The organism is Candidatus Eisenbacteria bacterium (assembly GCA_035577985.1).
Taxonomy (GTDB): Bacteria; Desulfobacterota; Binatia; order DP-6; family DP-6; genus DATJZY01.
The window spans coordinates 54,056-71,657 of record DATJZY010000052.1 but is presented as its reverse complement, the minus strand read 5'-3'; the positions used below and the strand labels follow the sequence as shown (position 1 = coordinate 71,657).

General features: G+C 70.0%; 13 protein-coding genes. 7 read left to right on the top strand and 6 right to left on the bottom strand.

Annotation, left to right across the window (positions count from 1 at the left end):
- The first annotated feature begins 140 nt into the window (after positions 1–140).
- Positions 141–1,112 (top strand): ISNCY family transposase, encoded by a 972-nt coding sequence (locus tag VMS22_08550; protein HXJ34078.1) that lies wholly within the window; start codon positions 141–143, stop codon positions 1,110–1,112.
- A gap of 363 nt (positions 1,113–1,475) precedes the next feature.
- Here VMS22_08550 and VMS22_08545 read toward each other — a convergent pair whose 3' ends face one another.
- Complete coding sequence (locus tag VMS22_08545) at positions 1,476–1,928, bottom strand: arsenate reductase ArsC (GenBank protein ID HXJ34077.1); 453 nt, start codon at positions 1,926–1,928, stop codon at positions 1,476–1,478.
- Positions 1,929–2,025: 97 nt separating this feature from the next.
- Entirely contained in the window at positions 2,026–6,477 is a 4,452-nt protein-coding gene (locus tag VMS22_08540) for a cation-translocating P-type ATPase (protein ID HXJ34076.1), read from the bottom strand.
- 178 nt (positions 6,478–6,655) lie between these two features.
- On the opposite strand from VMS22_08540, the gene VMS22_08535 reads away from it, so the two are divergent.
- The 5 genes from VMS22_08535 (at position 6,656) to VMS22_08515 (ending at position 12,016) form a co-directional block, all read left to right on the top strand.
- On the top strand, positions 6,656–7,534 hold the full coding sequence (locus VMS22_08535; protein HXJ34075.1) for a TerC family protein: 879 nt from the start codon (positions 6,656–6,658) through the stop codon (positions 7,532–7,534).
- Between the two features lie 1,391 nt (positions 7,535–8,925).
- Positions 8,926–9,618, top strand: coding sequence for a phosphoribosyltransferase (locus tag VMS22_08530; GenBank protein HXJ34074.1), 693 nt, complete (start codon positions 8,926–8,928; stop codon positions 9,616–9,618).
- On the top strand, positions 9,615–10,055 hold the full coding sequence (locus VMS22_08525) for an archease (protein HXJ34073.1): 441 nt from the start codon (positions 9,615–9,617) through the stop codon (positions 10,053–10,055). The genes VMS22_08530 and VMS22_08525 overlap by 4 nt, the downstream gene beginning before the upstream one ends.
- Before the next feature lie 10 nt (positions 10,056–10,065).
- Complete coding sequence (locus tag VMS22_08520) at positions 10,066–11,511, top strand: RtcB family protein (GenBank protein HXJ34072.1); 1,446 nt, start codon at positions 10,066–10,068, stop codon at positions 11,509–11,511.
- A gap of 76 nt (positions 11,512–11,587) precedes the next feature.
- A complete protein-coding gene (locus VMS22_08515) occupies positions 11,588–12,016 on the top strand; it encodes a Lon-like protease helical domain-containing protein (protein ID HXJ34071.1) in 429 nt (142 codons plus the stop codon).
- On the opposite strand, the gene VMS22_08510 is transcribed toward VMS22_08515, so the two are convergent.
- The gene (locus tag VMS22_08510; GenBank protein HXJ34070.1) at positions 11,976–12,221 is read right to left on the bottom strand and encodes a hypothetical protein; all 246 of its coding nucleotides are present in this window, start codon (positions 12,219–12,221) and stop codon (positions 11,976–11,978) included. The two genes, VMS22_08515 and VMS22_08510, sit on opposite strands and share 41 nt — an antisense overlap.
- Positions 12,222–12,231: 10 nt before the next feature.
- On the opposite strand from VMS22_08510, the gene VMS22_08505 reads away from it, so the two are divergent.
- Positions 12,232–13,725 carry an AAA family ATPase gene (locus VMS22_08505; GenBank protein ID HXJ34069.1) on the top strand — a complete coding sequence of 498 codons (1,494 nt, stop codon included), beginning with the start codon at positions 12,232–12,234 and terminating at the stop codon, positions 13,723–13,725.
- On the opposite strand, the gene VMS22_08500 is transcribed toward VMS22_08505, so the two are convergent.
- The 3 genes from VMS22_08500 to VMS22_08490 all read right to left on the bottom strand — a co-directional run bounded on the left by VMS22_08500 (position 13,714) and on the right by VMS22_08490 (position 17,552).
- On the bottom strand, positions 13,714–14,244 hold the full coding sequence (locus VMS22_08500; GenBank protein HXJ34068.1) for a ferritin family protein: 531 nt from the start codon (positions 14,242–14,244) through the stop codon (positions 13,714–13,716). The genes VMS22_08505 and VMS22_08500 overlap by 12 nt on opposite strands.
- A gap of 309 nt (positions 14,245–14,553) precedes the next feature.
- Positions 14,554–15,138, bottom strand: a complete 585-nt coding sequence (locus VMS22_08495; protein ID HXJ34067.1) for an HPF/RaiA family ribosome-associated protein — start codon at positions 15,136–15,138, stop codon at positions 14,554–14,556.
- A gap of 200 nt (positions 15,139–15,338) precedes the next feature.
- The gene (locus tag VMS22_08490) at positions 15,339–17,552 is read right to left on the bottom strand and encodes a serine hydrolase (GenBank protein HXJ34066.1); all 2,214 of its coding nucleotides are present in this window, start codon (positions 17,550–17,552) and stop codon (positions 15,339–15,341) included.
- Positions 17,553–17,602: the final 50 nt, after the last annotated feature.

The following is a 17,602-nucleotide window of genomic DNA, read 5'->3' as shown; positions in this document are numbered from 1 at the left end:
CGCGACCGCGCGCTGAGCCTCGTGCGCGAGCGCTACAGCGACTTCGGCCCGACCTTCGCGCACCAGAAGCTCACCGAGGAGCATGCCCTCCAGTTGTCCGTGGAGACGCTCCGCGGCTGGATGGTCGCCGCGAGCCTCTGGTGCCGCGCGCGCAGCGGACGCGGCGCAGCTACCCGCCCCGCCCGCGGCGCGCGTGCCTGGGCGAGCTCGTCCAGATCGACGGCTCCGAGCATGCCTGGTTCGAAGACCGCGGGCCCATCTGTACGCTCCTGGTCTACGTCGACGATGCCACGAGCCGGCTCATGGAGCTCTGCTTCGCCGAGGTCGAGTCGACGTTCGACTACTTCCGGGCGACGCGCCGCTACCTCGAGCAGCACGGCAAGCCGATGGCCTTCTACAGCGATCGGCTGAGCGTCTTTCACGTCCAGGCCCGTGATCGAGCCCAGGGGGGACCGGGCTTCTCGCAGTTGGGGCGCGCCCTCCGGGACCTCAATATCGACCTCCTCTGCGCGCGGAGCCCCGAGGCCAAGGGCCGCGTGGAACGGGCCAACGGCACCCTCCAAGACCGCCTGGTGAAGGAGCTCCGCTTGCAGGGGCTCCATGATCCCGTCGCCGCCGCGCCGTTCCTCCCCGCGTTCATGGCCGACTACAATCGCCGCTTCGCCAAGCCACCCGCGATCGCCTATGACGCCCATCGGCCGCTGCGTCCCGCCGACGATCTCGACCAGCTCTTCACGCTCCAGGAGACGCGCCGCATCAGCCGCCAGCTCACCGTGCACTATAAGCGCGACCTCTACGTCCTCGCGGATACGGTCGCGAATCGCCGGCTGCGCGGCACGACGGTCACGGTCCACGAAGCCGCGGACGGGACAGTCACCCTTCGAGCCAACGGCCAGGAGCTCACGGCTCGCCTCTTTCCGAAGGATCACGCGTGCATCGATCCCGGGGCCATCGTCGAGCACAAGCACCTCGACGGCGTCTTCGAATGGATCGCGACCCAACAGCAACAGCGCGATGCCGCGCGCCTGGCACACCCGAAGATCAGCCTACGCGAGAAGCAGCGGATCCGTGCCGGTGCTCCCTCGCGCTCCCCGACCTCTCTCGCACCGTAAGGCGGACATCTCTACTTGGGGCCGGAGCGGACATTTCTACTTTGTGTTGACAGGGCGTGCCCTTCCCCCCGGCTGACGCGGCCTCAGTTTGGATCGAAGTCCGGAAGCCGCGCCGGTATTTTCCGCGCAGGGCGCTTTAGCCACTGCGAGGACCTTACGTGGAAATCCGTTTCCCGTATCGGTGGTCTGCCATGGCCGCACCGCAGCATCCGATCCTCATTGTCGACGACAATCCCGACGATCCGTGCTCGGCCAGATGCTCGTGTGACACCTGATGGTCGTGTCGGACTGCTCGGTCATCGATATCCGCATGGGAGGATGGCTTCTCGTCCGGCGAGATTCGCGCGCATTCCCGTCGATCGTCTAGGCGGCGGTCCGGTACGGCGTCGGCGGCTCGACACTCGCTAGCCAGCAGCGCAGCCGGGCGGCGATCTCGTCGCGCGTGTGGCGAAGCGCGGCGAGCGCGTCGTTGGTGTCACCGTCGCATCCGAGATCGGGAATCTCCCAATGGATCGTGCGGGTTGCGAACGGAAAGATGCGGGGCGCTTCGGTCTCGTCGGGGGTGCGCAGAATGATCGCGAACCGGGCGCCGTGCCCGAGAAAGGCCTTCAGACCCTTCGGGTCCAGGGCGCCGGGCTCGACGCCCGACTCTCGAAGCACCTGCGGGAGAAGGGGATGGACCGGCTTCGGCGTGAGTCCGGCGCTGGTGCACTCGAAGCGATCGCCGGCGTGGTGGCGCAGCAGCGCCTCGGCGAGCTGGCTACGAACCGAGTTGTCGGCACACAGGAACAGCACCATCGGCTTGCGACCGCGCATGTCGGCTCTCCTCGCCGAGTGGGGGTGAACACGCTCGAAGTACTCGTTTCTCATGTCGTCGACCCTGGCAGCGGCCGGCACGGCGCCCTGCGCATGGTCAGTCCCTCGCGACTCCGGTGGGCTCGATGAAGGTCCGAACGATACCGTCGACGCGCCAGGGCGACCAGGCGCGCAGCGATGCGATGGTGGGCCAGGCGCGCGACAGCTCATGCGCACGTCCCTCGAACCACGCCTCGGCGCCCGGCCAGATCCACGGCACCGCGACCGACGCGGCGGTGGCCGCCCCGGACGCGGCGAGTGCCGTGGTCCAGCCGGTGATGCCGAGCGGCGTGCAGCCGCAGAGCTGGCTCAGGCCCGGCGTCTGCACGACTGCGCTGAGCGCGGCGAACGAACCGAGTCCCGTCGCGACCACCAGCGGACTTCGGCCGCCGCTCGCGAGCGTCTGACCGAGCTGCGTCGCCACGAGGGCCGTGAGCGCTACCGTGCCGGCCTCCCTGCGTGCGCCGCGCGCGCGCGTCAGCATCCAGGCAACGCCCGCACCGGCCGCCGTGAACGCGGCCCGGCAGGCGATGTCGGCCGTCAGATGCCCGCCGAGCGACGCCTCGGGCCCTTCGTGGAGCAGCGCTTCCGCCGTCGTGGGCGGCGGCGGGCGAAGCGCGATGGCCATGGCGGGCGCGACGTCGGTCAGTAGGTTCACCAGGAGGAGCTGGCGGGCGTTCAGCGGCGCTTCGCCCAGCATGCTGGTCGCGACGGTGAACGCGAGCTCGCCCAGGTTGCCCCCGACGAGCACGGCGACGGCGTCGCGGACGGATACCCACATGGCGCGGCCCTCGAGCACCGCGTCCACGATCGTCTCGATGCGGTCGTCGGTGACGACCAGGTCGGCCGCATCGCGCGCCGCGGCCGTGCCGCGCCGCCCGAGCGCGATGCCGACGTTCGCCATGCGGATCGCGGCGGCGTCGTTGGCCCCGTCGCCCGTCATGGCGACCGTGTGGCCGGTGCGTTGCAGCGCGGCGACGAGCCGGGCCTTGTGCGCGGGCGTCACGCGCGCAAACACGCGCGTCGTCGTAAGGACGGTATCCAGCGCGTCATCGTCGAGGTCCTCGATCTCGGCGCCGGTGACGACGCCGGCGTCATCGGCGATCTCCAGCTCCCGCGCGATCCGAGCGGCCGTACCGGGATGATCCCCGGTCATGAGCATGGGCGTGACGCCAGCCGCTCGCAGGCCGCGCAGCGCGTCGCCCGCCGTCACCCGCACGGGATCGCTGAAACCGAGAAAGCCGCGGAACAGGAGATCCGTGACGGCGTCGCCGTCGAACGCCGCGTCGAGCGGCGCGTCGCGCTCCGCGACCGCGAGGATGCGCAACCCGCCTCCCGCGAGCTGCCCCGCTTCTTCCGCGAGCCGCGCCTGGAGGCCCGCGTCCATCGCGACCACGCTGCCGTCCGGCCGTTGCCAGGCGCGGCACCGCGCGATGACGACTTCCGGTGCGCCTTTCACGCTCAGGCGTAACGTATCGTCGAGGCGACCGAGCGTCGCGTGATAGGCCCGGCCGGGCTCGAACGCCAGCTCGGCAAGCCGGATCCAGCCCGGTAGATCGTCGTCGGGCGCGAGCACACGGGCCGTGGTCGCATCGGCCAACGCCTGGTCGGTCGGATGCGGCAGCGATCGTCCGCCGACCGCCTCGGGAGTGGCGCGCAGTGCGGCTGCGAGAATCGCGCGCCGGACGGGTTCCGCGCTCTCCCCGTTGCCTGCACCGTCCCAGACGGTCTGGAGGCGCAGGCGTCCTTCGGTGACCGTGCCGGTTTTGTCGAAGCACACCACGTCCACGCGTCCGAGGGCCTCGATGGTTCGCGGATTTCGCACGAGCGTGCCGCGGAGCGACAGTCGGCGCGCCGCCGCGAGCTGGGCCGCGGTGGCGAGGAGGGGAAGCCCTTCGGGCACCGCCGCGACCGCGAGGCTCGTCCCGGCGCCGATCACCTCGCGACCCGGACGGCCGCGCAGCAATCCCGCGGCGGCGACGCCGATGCCCGAGAGGACCGCCGTCGGCGCCATGAAGCTCGTGAGCGATTCGAGCCGCGCTTCGACGCCCTCGGTCGGCGTCCGGGCGCGCGCGGCGCCGGCTGCCCGTCGGGCCTCGGTGGCGTTGCCCACCGCAATCACGACGGCGGTCGCGGTACCCGCGGCGATCGACGTGCCCTCGTAGAGCATCGAGCTCCGCTCCGCGACGTCCGCCGCCCGCGAGGCGCGGATTGTCTTCGCGACCGGGAGCGACTCGCCGGTCAGGCTGGATTCGTCCACCTCGAGGTTGTCCTGCGCCACGATACGGCAGTCCGCCGGCACGGCGTCGCCCGCGCGGAGCAGGAGCACGTCACCGGGAACGATGGCAGCGGTGTGGATGGTCTCCTCGCGGCCGTCCCGACGAACCATCACGTGCGCCGGGACGTGCTCGGAGAGCCCGTCGATCGCTGCGTCCGTGCGCAGCTGCTGCACGCCGCCGATGGCGGCGTTCAACACGACCACGCTCGTTACGAGCGCGGCGTCGATCACCGAGCCCGCGACGGCGGAGAGCCCGGCCCCGACGGCGAGTATCGGCGTCAGCGGATTGCGGAGCTGGTCGAGCATTGCTTCCCCGAGCCGTGCGAGCGTGCCGGGCGGCGACGCCTCGCCGACGTACCGCCGCGCAGCTTCGGCGACACCGAGGCCGTCGATCGACGTCCCGAGCCGTTCCAACACGGTCGCCACATCGAGGGCGTGCCACGGCGTCGTGTCCCGCCGCGCCGGTGCCGGCCGGAGCGCCAGGCCGGCGCTCAACCGCACGCCGTTCGCCATCGCGACGAGACTCGTCACATTGACCGCGGTCGCCACCCGCCCGGACGTCTCGCGACTGAGCCCACCCAGCGACATGACGAGCCCGAGCCCCGCGCCGATCGCCGCCAGCTGCACGCTCTGGTGCGAGGCGATACGCGCGCTGCGGCACGCCTCGATCAGGAACCGGGCGTCGTCGAGCCGATCGCCACAGAGGAGATCGGCGGTCCACGGCGCTTCCTGCGCAGCCCGGACGAGGCCGATCCCGCAATCCGCGACCGCGAGGGCGGCGGCGTCGGCGGTGTCCACCACGCAGACGACCCGCCCCTCGCGCTGGAGCCGACGCACCTCGTCGACGAGGCCGTTGCCGGCCGGGATCACCTCGTCGACGTCGATTCCGCCGATGTGGAGGGGCGCGTCGGCCGCGACCACGATCCGCATCTCGGCCTTCCGCGCGGCGTGGATCAGCGATTCGGCATCGGGATCGAGGACGGCTCGGGCTCGTGCCACGGCGACCGCGACGTCTCCGTGCCGCAACGCCATGAGACGGTAGCCGGCGGCGAGATCCTGCGTTCGAGACGCATCGAGCGGACCTACCGACCACGGACCGTCGCCCTGCACGTCCCACGGTCGGCAGGGATCGACGAGCGACGCCAGGCGGCGACGGAGCACCGCGGGATCGCATCCGTCGACGGCGACGAAGCTCCCAGGGAGCACGTCGAGCCGGACCAAGAGACCGAGCGGGACCACGAGGCAGTCGACGCGGTCCAGACGCCGGAGCGCCTGGCGATCCAGCGGGAGGATGCCTCGCAGAGCCAGCGCGAGCGCCAGGTACGATGCGAACGCCTCACGGCCCAGCCGGGCCGGCTTCGGGAGCCCGCTCAAGAGGGGGGCCGTGGCGTCAGCGATGTTGCCGGTCGCCATGACGCCGAGCGTGAAGGCGACCCCCGAGCCGAGGAGCGCGGCGTCCGCGTAGCGCTCGACCGGGCCGGCGGGGAGGTCGACGACCCGTGCCCCCGTCTCGGCCGCCTCCCGCGCCGCCGCGCCCGGCGTCGAGCACAGCTCCGACTCGCGATCCATCCACGTGCGGAGTCGCACGACACGCTCCACGAGCACGAGGCCGTGATGCGCGATGTCGGCCACCGGGCCGAGCGGACTCTGCGCGAGCCCCTGCGTGATCGCGTTCGACAGCGTCAGCACGAGGCTGGTCGTCTGGCGGCCGACGCGATCTTCGACGGCGCGGCGAAGGCGGGGAGCGTCGAACAACGACACGAGGGCGAGCGCGTCGATCTGGATTGGCAAGGTGGGGGCGCGAAGGGCACGGCCGGCGATGGCCAGCCCGATCCCCACCACGTCGCCGCCGAGCTCGATCACGCACCGGACCAGGGGCTCGAGATCGCCCGGATGCTCCGGGCGATCGATCGGGAAGGGCAGCACGTGGAGACCGAGCGCCGTCTCCACGTGCTCGACCACCTTGATGATGTACCGGAGGTCGCACAGGTCGGCGTCAAAGGCCACGATCGCACGACCCACGGCCGCGTTGACGTCCACCCAATGGACTCCCTCGAGCAGCAAGAGGTGCTCCGGCAGGTGTCGGGATAGCTCCGCCGCCTGCCGAGGATTCATCGGTCGGAGCTCGATGTGCGCACGACCGTTCGCGACGTGGGCGCGACGGCCGTGCTGGCTGGCGAAATTATACAGGGGGCGGATCCAGTCGAAGAGTCCCATCGCGACCATCCTCATGGGTCCCAAGTTCCATGCCATGGGCATGGCCCGAAGGAGTCGGGAGGCGAGATGACGCCATTCCCAGGGGCGGGCTCGTCGCCGATGTTCGATTCCTGCAGGAGGGAAGCCAGCTCGGCCGAGAGCACGTGCACCCCGCCGAACGTCGGTGCGGCGTCAGGGACCGGTTCCTGCATGAGTGGATGGTCCGACGCGAGCCGACAAGACGACGCTCCGGCGTGAGCGAGCGACTTTCGTTGGACCACGTCGACTGCGAGCTCCGATGACGACATTGACAAGCGCGCACTTCTGGTTCGTCACGAGCGAGATCATCGTCATCAATCTCATGCTGTCGGCAGACAATGCGGTGGTGATCGCGTTGGCCTGTCGCCACCTGAAGGGGGCCCATCGGACGCTGGCGATGACGTACGGCGTCCTCGGTGCGGTGTGCCTCCTGGTGGGCCTCACCGCATTCGCGGGGACCTTGCTCACGCTGCCCTATCTCAAGCTCGTCGGTGGGGCATTGCTCGCATGGATCGGCATCAGGCTGATCGTGGACGAGAACCGGATCGACGACGAGGAGGCGGCATCGGTTGCCACTCGAATCGGCTCGGCGGTGAAGGTCGTCGTCATGGCCGACCTGGCCATGAGCTTCGACAACGTGCTCGGAGTGGCCGCCGTCGCCGATGGAAACGTCCTGCTCGTCGCGGTCGGTCTCGCCATGAGCATTCCGCTGGTGGTGTTCGCCGGCGGCCTCGTGATCCGGCTCATGGATCGATTCCGCTGGCTTCCCGTCGCCGGTGCTGGTCTCCTTGGATACGTAGCCGGGGATCTCATGGCACGGGACCCGGCACTGATGCGATGGATCGACGTGCAGACCGCGATGCATGGCTTGATGCCGGTCACTGGTGCGGTCCTCGTCGTCGCGACGGGCGTCCGGCTCTTGCATCGGCAGCATGCAATCACCGCGGGCCCGGTGTCGTGGCCGAGGCGCCCGTCGCGGCGCGGCACGGAAACACCGCTCAGCAGGGATCGCTCCGCCATATCGCGCGAAGGGGGCCGAGACATCCGAGTGTGAGGCGAACGCGATTGCGCGCTCAGATGCGACGGCGCTGCCGTCGCCGTTCGGCGTAGAGCCTGGGGTACCGGTGGGTGGCGAGACGGCCTGCTGCTTCCGAAGGCGCGATGCGCGAGACGTCCCTGTGCTCGGATGGGAGCGTGCGATTCGGCGTGCACGGTCGCAGGGCCGTCTCCGCGCCGTAGGCGCGCCATCCGATCGACCATGGAACGCCCGACTGCTCGTGCCGCTCGCGAGCGCGGGCACGAGCGATGGTTACGACGGGCGCGGCGATCGCGAGCCCCATGCCGGCGACGATGAGCCATGATACAGGCATCCCACACCTCCCGTGTCGATGGACTGCGTCGATGCCGAGGTGGAGCATCTCGCGTGCCGTGTGATCGAGTGTTTGCGTCGCTCTCGCCTGGCCGCGGGAAGGATCGCGACATGGCATCGCGCCGCCGACAGTGATCTGCGAGGATTTCGGAGGCCACCAACCCGGCAGTCACATGGGGGTAATCAAGAATTTAAGCAGTGTTCGCCTCGATCAGCCGAACCTCGGACCGGGACACGCCGATTGTCGGCATCCGGTTCCTCTCGCTGCATCGCACGACGCCGCCTGTTTCGCGGCCGCGCGAAATCCGGCCACGAAAGCCCTCCGGATGTGATCGACGAGGTGACGATGATGCCGCCATCTCCGTTTCGACGCGAATACCGCTCGCCGGAAGCATTCTGCGACGCGAACCAACGGGCCAACCGGGTTGAAGGTACGTGACCCGTTACGATGGCCGAGTCGTGCATCGTCCCGCGCGGAAGCACTCGACCGAAGGATCGACGCGACGAACGACACGCTGCGCTGGCGACAAGAGGGAAGGCGGAGATTCCCTTCGTGGCATCGATTTCGGCAGCGTCTGAGCCCTGGTCGAGGCGTGTCACGAAGCGCCGGTCGAAGAGCTGGCTCAGGTCCGGGGCGCGGTAGCCGGCGAGCTCCGCGTCGCGCAGCATGCCCCGCAACCCACTGTGAATCACGCGGTCGATGGTGTTTGCGGCGAGGCCGTGGCGCCGAAGCCGCGTCGTCGATGGCGTCGAGAAGCAGGCGGCCAAGGCCGCCGAAGACGTGCTGAAGCGCCTCCACGGAGCGACCCAGAGCGACACGTGGCTGCGCTCGTACGGCGCGTGCAGGACCTCGAAGCGCGTGTCGCGGCGCTCGAGGGCCTGTCGGCGGACGAGAGCTCCTCCTCCCTATAGGTCCTCGACCGCGAACGTTCAGAGGCGCGTTCCGCCATGCGGGACGATCCGGTGCCACGCCGTGCGATTCTCAAATGTGCCACTGCGCCACCACGGCCATCCGACGGCTGGTAGGAGATCCACGAATCATGCCGGCGCCGCGACGGGTGGGTCTGGCTGGGTCCTTGCAGCGTCCAGTCCTCGAGATGTTCGAAGATCGGACAGATGCGGGCCGCCGGCTCGCCACGCATCTCGAGGCATACCGCGCCGAGCGGCCGGTCGTGCTCGGGCTGCCCCGCGGGGGCGTCGTCGTGGCATACGAGATCGCCCGTGCGCTCGGCGCGCCGCTCGACGTGCTGGTCGTGCGGAAGGTGGGCGCGCCGGGTCGTCCGGAGTTCGGGATCGGCGCGGTCGTCGACGGCGAGCATCCGCAGGCGATCGTGGACGATCGCGCGGTGCGCACCATCGGCGTATCGGCGGCGTACCTCGAAGCCGAGATCGCTCGCCAGCTCGCGGAAGTCACGCAGCGGAACGCGCGGCTGCGAGCGGGACGCCATGGGGTCGACTTGCACGACCGCACCGTCATCGTCGTCGATGACGGGATCGCGACGGGTGGCACGGTGCGTGCGGCGCTCCGAGGCGTGCGGCGCGCACAGCCGCGCCGCGTCGTCCTCGCGGTCCCCGTGGCACCGCCCGGCGCGATCTCGGCGTTGCGCACCGAGGCGGATGCCGTCGTGTGCCTCGAGACGCCACGGCACTTCCACGCCGTCGGGCAGTTCTATCGCGACTTTCGCCAGACGACCGACGACGAGGTGATCGACCTGCTCGCGCGGGCCGCGGACGATCCGCCTTGGCGACGGGCCGCCAACGACGGATGAGCGAGACCGTGGGCCGTTATCGCTTCATCGAGGACATCGCGATCGCCGACTGCGCCATCGAGGTCGACGGTGCCGACCTGGACGATCTGTTCGGGACCGCGGCGACGGCGCTCGCGGAGATCATGGTCGACCCCGCGACGGTGCCGATCACCCTCGAGCGGCGGGTGACGCTCGAGGCCGAGGAGCCGGATCTGCTCCTGTACGACTGGCTCGCCGAGCTCATCCTTCGCAAGGATCGCGATCGCGAGATCTTCCCCGTCGCCGAGGTCCGCGTCGGCACGGGACGACCGTGCACGCTCGTAGCGCGGGTCCATGGCGGCGCGATCGACGTCGAGCGGATGGCACTCCGGAACGATCCGAAGGCCGTGACGCTGCACGCCTTCACCCTCGAGCAGCATGCAGGCGGGTGGCGGGCGCAGGTCGTGATCGACATCTAGGAGCGTCGCGATGCAGCTCACGCCGGTGGCACCGTGCATCTGGGAGATCCCCGCGAGCGAGAAGCCGGGCATGCGCGTGCCGGCGCGGCTCTACGCGAGCGAGGCCTTGCTCGCCGGCATGGAGCACGGTGTCTTCGATCAGGTGACGAACGTCGCTTGCCTTCCCGGCATCGTCCGGGCCGCGCTCTGCATGCCCGACGGCCACTGGGGGTACGGCTTCCCGATCGGCGGGGTCGCGGCATTCCGTGCGGACAGCGGCGTCATCTCGCCCGGCGGCATCGGCTTCGACATCAACTGCGGCATGCGACTCATCCGCACGAATCTCGCCGAGGCCGAGGTGCGGCCCCGGCTCGCGGAGCTCGTCGACCGCTTGTTCGCGGCCGTCCCGGCCGGCGTCGGCTGCCACGGCTTCGTCAAGCTCTCCCAGGCCGAGTTTCGCGACGTCATGAAGGGCGGCACGCGGTGGTGCGTCACACACGGATTCGGCTGGCCGGAGGACGTCGAGCGCACCGAAGGCGGCGGCGCGCTCCCGGGCGCGGATCCCGAATGCGTGAGCGAGCGCGCGCTCGAGCGCGGCATGGACCAGCTCGGCACGCTCGGATCGGGCAATCACTACCTCGAGATCCAGGTGCTCCGGCCCGAGGGCTTCCACGATCCGAAGCGCGGGGCGGTGCTCGGGATCGACGGCCCCGGCCAGATCTTCATCATGCTGCACTGCGGGTCGCGCGGCTTCGGCCACCAGATCGGGACCGATTACCTGCGCACGTTCGATCGCGTGATGCCGCGCTACGGCATTCGCGTGAACGATCGCGAGCTCGCCTGCGCACCGTTCAGGTCGCCGGAAGGGCAGGCGTACTTCGGCGCGATGAATGCGGCCGCCAACGTGGCGTTCGCGAATCGACAGGTGATCACGCACCGCGTGCGCGAGGTCCTCGCCGGCGTGTTCAGGCGCGACGCGCGGGCGCTCGGCCTCCAGGTCGTCTACGACGTCTGCCACAACACGGCGAAGCTCGAGCAGCATGTCGTCGACGGCGACCTGATGGAGCTGGTCGTGCACCGCAAGGGCGCGACGCGTGCCTTCGGGCCAGGCTCGCCCGACGTCCCGGCGGCGTATCGCGAGATCGGGCAGCCCGTCATCATCGGCGGCTCCATGGAAACGGGATCCGCGCTGCTGCTCGGTACGGCGGGCGCGATGGCCGAAACCTTCGGCTCGACGGCGCACGGCGCGGGACGCACGATGTCTCGGCACGAGGCCAAGCGCCGGGTGAAGGGACCGAAGCTCATTGCCGACATGGCCGCGCGCGGCATTGTCGTCCGCGCCCGCTCGTCGTGGGGTGTGGCCGAAGAGGCGGGCTTCGCCTACAAGGACCTCGACGCCGTGGTCGACGTGCTCGAGCAGACCGGACTCTCCCATCGCGTGGCGACGCTCTCGCCGATCGGGAACATCAAGGGCTGACGGTGACGTCGCCACTCGACGTGTCCCGCTTGCGCGCGGCCTGCGACGTGGCGACCTTGCTGTTCCGCTCGACGGCATGATCGGGCAGGAGCGGGCGGCGCGCGCGACCCGGTTCGGGATCGGTATGCGGCACGAGGGCTACAACCTCTTCGTGCTCGGCCCGGCGGCGACGGGGAAGACACGCACCATGCGGCGCCTGCTGGCCGACGCCGCGCGCGATGCCGCGACGGCGTCGGACTGGTGCTACGTCCACAACTTCACCGATCCCTATCGGCCGGTCGCGGTCGAGCTGCCCGCCGGACGGGGCCGCGACCTGCGCGCCGCCATGCAGCGGCTGGTCGAAGAGTGCCGGATCCGCGTGCCGCGCGCCTTCGAGAGCGAGGAGTTCGCACATCAGAAGTCGCGCATACTCGAAGAGCTCGCCACGCGGCACAAGGCGGAGATGGACGAACTCGAGCGCGAGGTCATCGCGAAGGGATTCGTGATCGTGTCGCACGCCCGGTGAGCTCGCGGTTGCGCCCGCTCGTGACGGGCGGCCGCTCAGCGAGGAAGAGTTTCACGCGTTGCCCGAGGCCGAGCAGCGGCGGTTGAACGAAGCCGGCACCCGCTTCAACGAGCGCGTCGAGGCGACCGTGCGGCAGATTCGCGAGGTCGAGCGAGGCGCGGAACGCGCGCGAAAAGCTGGTGGAGGAGGTCACGACCGCGGCCATCCGTCCCGTCGTGCAGGAGCTTCGCGACCGCTTCGCCGACGTCGCCGGCGCGGCGCGCCATCTCGAGCAGGTCCAGGCCGATCTGATCGAGCACGCGTCCGACTTCCAGCGGCTGGCCGAAGGGGGCGCGACCACCGTTGCCATTTCTGGCGCCGCCCGGTGCGTTCCTCGACCGCTATCGGGTGAACGTGCTGGTCGATCGGACGGGAACACACGGCGCCCCGGTCGTCACGGAGGACACGCCGAGCTTCGCGAATCTCGCCGGTCGCATCGAGCACCACGCCCACTTCGGCACGCTGGTGACGGACTTCACCCTCCTGCAGGCGGGTGCGCTCCATCGCGCGAACGGCGGGTATTTGATCCTCGAGGCGAAGGACGTGATCGCCCACCCGGGCGCGTGGCCGCGCTCAAGAAGGCCATCGATAGCCGGAGCGTGCGCATCGAAGAGCCGTTCGCGGATCTGCGGCTGGTGAACGCGGTGAGCCTCGCGCCCGAGCCGATCCCGCTCGACGTCAAGGTCGTCCTGATCGGCAACCCGTTCCTATACTACCTCTTCCACGCGGTCGACGAGGACTTCCGGGCGCTGTTCAAGGTCAAGGTGGAGTTCGAGGACTCGCTACCACGCACACCCGAGTTCGAGATGCTCCTCGCGCGCTTCCTCGGTGATGTGTGTCGCGAGCAAGGGCTGCCGCACTTCACCGCCGATGGCGTCGCGGGGATCATCGAGCATTGCTCGCGGCTCGTGCCGCACCAGGAGCGGTTGACCTCGCGCATGGGCGAGCTGATCGATCTCGTGCGCCAGGCAGCCTACTGGGCCGCGCAGAGCGGGCACGCGCTCGTCGGCCGCGACGACGTCGCGCGAGCGGTCGATGAAAACCGGCAGCGCGCGAATCTCGTCGAGGAGCGATTGGCTCGGATCACGAGTGAGGGCGCGATCGCGATCGCGACCGACGGCGAGGCGGTGGGGCAGGTCAACGGCATCGCGGTCCTGGCACTCGGTGACCACGCCTTCGGCCGCCCGGCGCGCATCACCGCGCGAACGTTTCTCGGCGAGCCGGGCGTCGTCGACGTCGAGCGCGAGGTCAAGCTCGGCGGCCCGGCGCACTCGAAGGGCGTGCTCATCCTGTCCGGGTTCCTCGCCGGGCGGCACGCGCGCAAACGTCCGTTTGCGGTGTCGGCGACCCTGACGTTCGAGCAGCAGTACGACGAGGTCGAGGGCGACAGCGCGTCGTCGGCCGAGCTCTATGCACTGCTCTGGAAAGCCGGCGGGGGCGCCCGACGCCGAGGAGCGTTATCCAGAGGGCTCGTTCAACGCGGCCATCGAAGCGGCGCTCGATGCGAACGTCGAGCGCCTCCGCCGCCTGCGTGCGCGCACCGAGCGGTCCTGAGCGTCGGACGCGGGCATACCTTGTGCGGACGGCTCGCTTGGCGCCCGATGCCGTCAAGGGTGCAAGCCGGCGGCATCGATGACGCCCCCGATCATCCCGAGCCGTCAGGTGTGTGAGTGGCCCGCGGCTGGACAGTGCCGGGAGCGCAGCAGTGCAGCCAGCTGCCGAACCCGGGAATCACTGCTGAAGCGCTCCGCTCCCTCGACGAGGCGAAGCGCGTGGACCTCTCCGACTGGCCGTGGTGGGCGGTGCCGGCTCACGCTCACGAGCATCTGGCGTAGCGGCTCGAGCTCCGTCATCTCGAGCTCGAGTGCGGCGGCCAGCTGCTCGTCGGTGTCAGTGCCGCCGGTGAGCAGCTCCGCCGTCGAGAGCTGCGTTCCCACGTCACGCACGACCTCAGGCCACTTCACCGAGATGTGCGTCAGCCAGGCATCGACCGTCGGCAAGCGCGCACGCGCTTCGTCGAGGATGCGAGAGTGCTGGTCCTCGTCCCGCGCCATGTCTGTCCAGAATGCAGACAGCTCCGGTTGGTCATGCGCGGCTGCGGCGAAGCTGCGGTACAGGGCTGCCGAACGGCATTCCAGAGCGCGGCACCGATCCAGCATTTCACCCAGATCCATCTCCGTCTCCGTCACGTCACGTGCCTAGCAAACCGCAACCGGGTGGAAACCCCGCTTCGCTAGTGCACCGCCGCCGAGTCGCGATCAAAGAGCTGATTCCGCGACCCGCGACCTGCCAGGCACTTTGGCCGCGTTCGATGGTGGTCATGTTGAGTCCATCTCGGCGGCGGTGCACTAGTCGGATCCATGATGAGCCTACGTCTCCGCTGACGTCACGGGGCGTACCTGCTGGGTCGTCGTGCCGCCGGCGCGCGTCCTCGTGTCGACGCGGATGGTGGACGCACAGCGCGACTGGCGCGCGGCCGCTCGACGTCGACACCGGCGTCAGGCTCGTTTTCGGGCACGCTTCTTCGTGAACGGCACGCCCGCCACGTGCACGGTGCTCGCTTGGGGCCCCTGCTCGCCGGCTTCCTCGCTGAAGCGCACGTCGTCGCCCACGTGCAGCCGGTCGAAGTCGCCGTCCACCACGCTGTTGCGGTGGAAGTATAGCTCGCGTCCCTCCGGCGTTCCGATGAATCCGTAGCCGTCCTCCGCGTGGAGCCGGATGATGCGACCGTGCCCGGACGGCGCCGGCGTCTTGACGGTGCCGCGCGTCTCACGCGCGTAGTCTTCGAGCTGGCGCTTCGCGTCGTCGAAGGCATCGCGGATCGCAACGTAGACGTCCTCGTAGGCGTGGTGCGCGGCCGGCGCCCGGCTCACGATCATCTGCCGTCCCGGAACCCGGAGGTCGATGCGGACGTGGAAGAGCGTCCCTTGGCGATGCTGCCGGTGCGGCGTCTCCACGACCACGCGAGCACTCGTGATGCGATCGTAGAACGCCTCGAGCTTCGCGGCCTTCTCGCGGATGGCAGCCTCGATCGCGGGTGAGGACGGGACATTGCGGTACGTGATCTCGAGTGGAAGTTGCATGCCCCCTACCTCAGCATCACACGTGCCAGCTGCTTCGAAACGAGCCGCCGGCGATCGACGGCCTGGCGGCGTCTTCGCGAGGCGGGTCGTGGGGTGGAGGTTCCGACCTGCGCGAAGGCCGCCGGTGCCGCATTGTACCGGTTGCGAAAGCCCGAGGGGGCGGAAGGGAACCCCGAACGCGAGGCCGTCCGGCGTACCCGTCAGTAGCGCAGGTACTTGTCACGCACTGCCCGAAACCGGTCGAGGGAACCTCGCCAGCGGTCCACGATCCATCGTGGGTCGCGTCCCTCGGCGACGGCATCGACCACCCAACGCGCCGCGATGAGCGGGCGCGTGTCGTCGAGCCGGAAGGCGCGCGGATGCAGCCGATGGAGCGCGCTCGCGATCTCGATGCCGAGGGCCGGCGCGTCGAGCCGGTTTCGATCGAGCAGGACGATGCGAATCCCGTGGCAGCGCACGCCCCGGAACGGCTCGGAAGTCGGCTGGAAGTCGATCGGCTCGAAGCGGACCCCATCGATTGCGCGCCCGTTCAGGTATCGCGCCAGTCCACGGCCGTCGATCCACGGCGCGCCCAGGAGCTCGAACGGTGCGGCGGTGCCCCGCCCGATGCTCACGTTCGCACCCTCGACCAACGCGACGCCGGGATACAGCGTCGCCTGCCGGAGCGAGCGGAGGTTGGGTGACGGCGGCACCCACTGGAGCCCGGTGTCGTCGTACCAGGCGTCTCGCCGGTATCCGCGCATCGTGATCACGTGGAGGTCGGCGCCGATGCCGTTCTCGACGTTGAAGAGGCCCGCCAGCTCGCCGATCGTCATCCCGTAGCGGATGGGGATCGGAAAGTAGCCGGTAAACGATCGGGCATCCGGATCGAGCGTCGGCCCCTGGACGATCGAGGCCGTGAGCGGGTTCGGCCGATCGAGCACGTAGAACGGGATGCCTTTGCGGGCTGCAGCCTCCATCGCGTACGCCATCGTGGTGACGTACGTGTAGAAGCGCGTGCCCACGTCCGGCACGTCGAAGACGAGCGCATCGAGCCCGTCGAGCATCGCCGGGGTCGGACGCGTCTCGGGGCCGTAGAGGCTGTAGATCGGGATGTCGAGGCGCGCGTCGCGCCCGGACTGGATCCGGCCCTCCGCCGCTGCGTCGAGCCCGTGCTCCGGACTGAAGAGAGCCGCCAGCTCGACCCCGGGTGCCGCGTGCAGGACGTCGACCGTCCGTTGGGCCCCCGCATCGCGCGCGGACGCATTGGTCACGAGGCCCACCCGGCGGCCGACGAGCGGCGCGAAGCGTTCGGCCTCGAGGACGTCGATGCCGGTTTCGGTGACGGCACCCGGGCGGGTGGCGAACGTGTGCGCGACCAGCGCCGCGATGCGGGCGCGCAGCGGTCGCGCGTCGCCGTCGGGCAAGTGAACGCGGTTCGTGAGGATGACGACGTATAGGCGAGACGTCGGATCGATCCAGAGCGACGTGCCCGTATAACCCGTGTGCCCGTACACGCCGGGCGCGAAGACCCCGCTCCAGTCCGCCGCGAGCGGCGAGTCGAGGTCCCATCCGAGGCCGCGGTGTACGAAGCCGCCGTCCGGGTTCTCCGGGCTCGTCGCTTGCGCCAGGGTGGAGGGGCGGAGGACGCGGACGGCTCCGGCACTGCCGCCGTCGAGCATCGTCTGCGCGAAGCGTGCGACGTCGTCGGCGGTCGAGAAGAGGCCCGCGTGGCCCGCGACGCCGCCCATCCGGTCGGCGATGGGATCGTGTACGGACCCGAATCGCGGGGACCCTTCGGCGTAGACCGTCGGGGCGAGGCGTCCGATCTCGGCGGGACGGAACCCGGTGTCGTGCAGGCCGAGCGGCTGGAACACGTGGCGCGCGCAGTAGACGTCGAGCGGCTCGCCCGAGACGCGCCGCACAATCTCGCCGAGGGCCGCGAAGTTGGTGTCGCTGTAGAGGAACGAGCGACCCGGCGGCGCGACGGGGCGCTCGGCGACGATGCGGCGGAGGCCGGCGGGGTACCCGCGCCAGTCGGGCCGCGTCGAGAGATCCGGCCGGAGACCCGAGTAGTGGGTGAGGAGGTGCCGGATCGTGATGCTGCGCTTTCCGTTCGCGGCGAACTCGGGCCAATACGTCGCCGCCGGCTCGTCGATCCCGATACGTCCCTGCTCGACGAGCTGCAGCACTGCCGGCGTCGTGGCCATCACCTTGGTGAGCGAGGCCAGATCGAAGATCGTGTCGAGGGTCATGGGGCGGACCGGACTGGCGGTCCGGCGGCCGAACGCACGCCGGTAGACGACGGCTCCGTCCCGCCCGACGACGACCACGGCACCCGGAATCCTGCCGGCCGCGATCTCGTCCTCGACGATCGCGTCGATGCCGTCGAGCGGCGCCGCGGTCCGGGGGAGCGGATCCCTTCGCGCCGACACGCAGCCGGCGCACAGGCCCGTCGCGACGAGGCTGGCCGCGATCGCGCCCC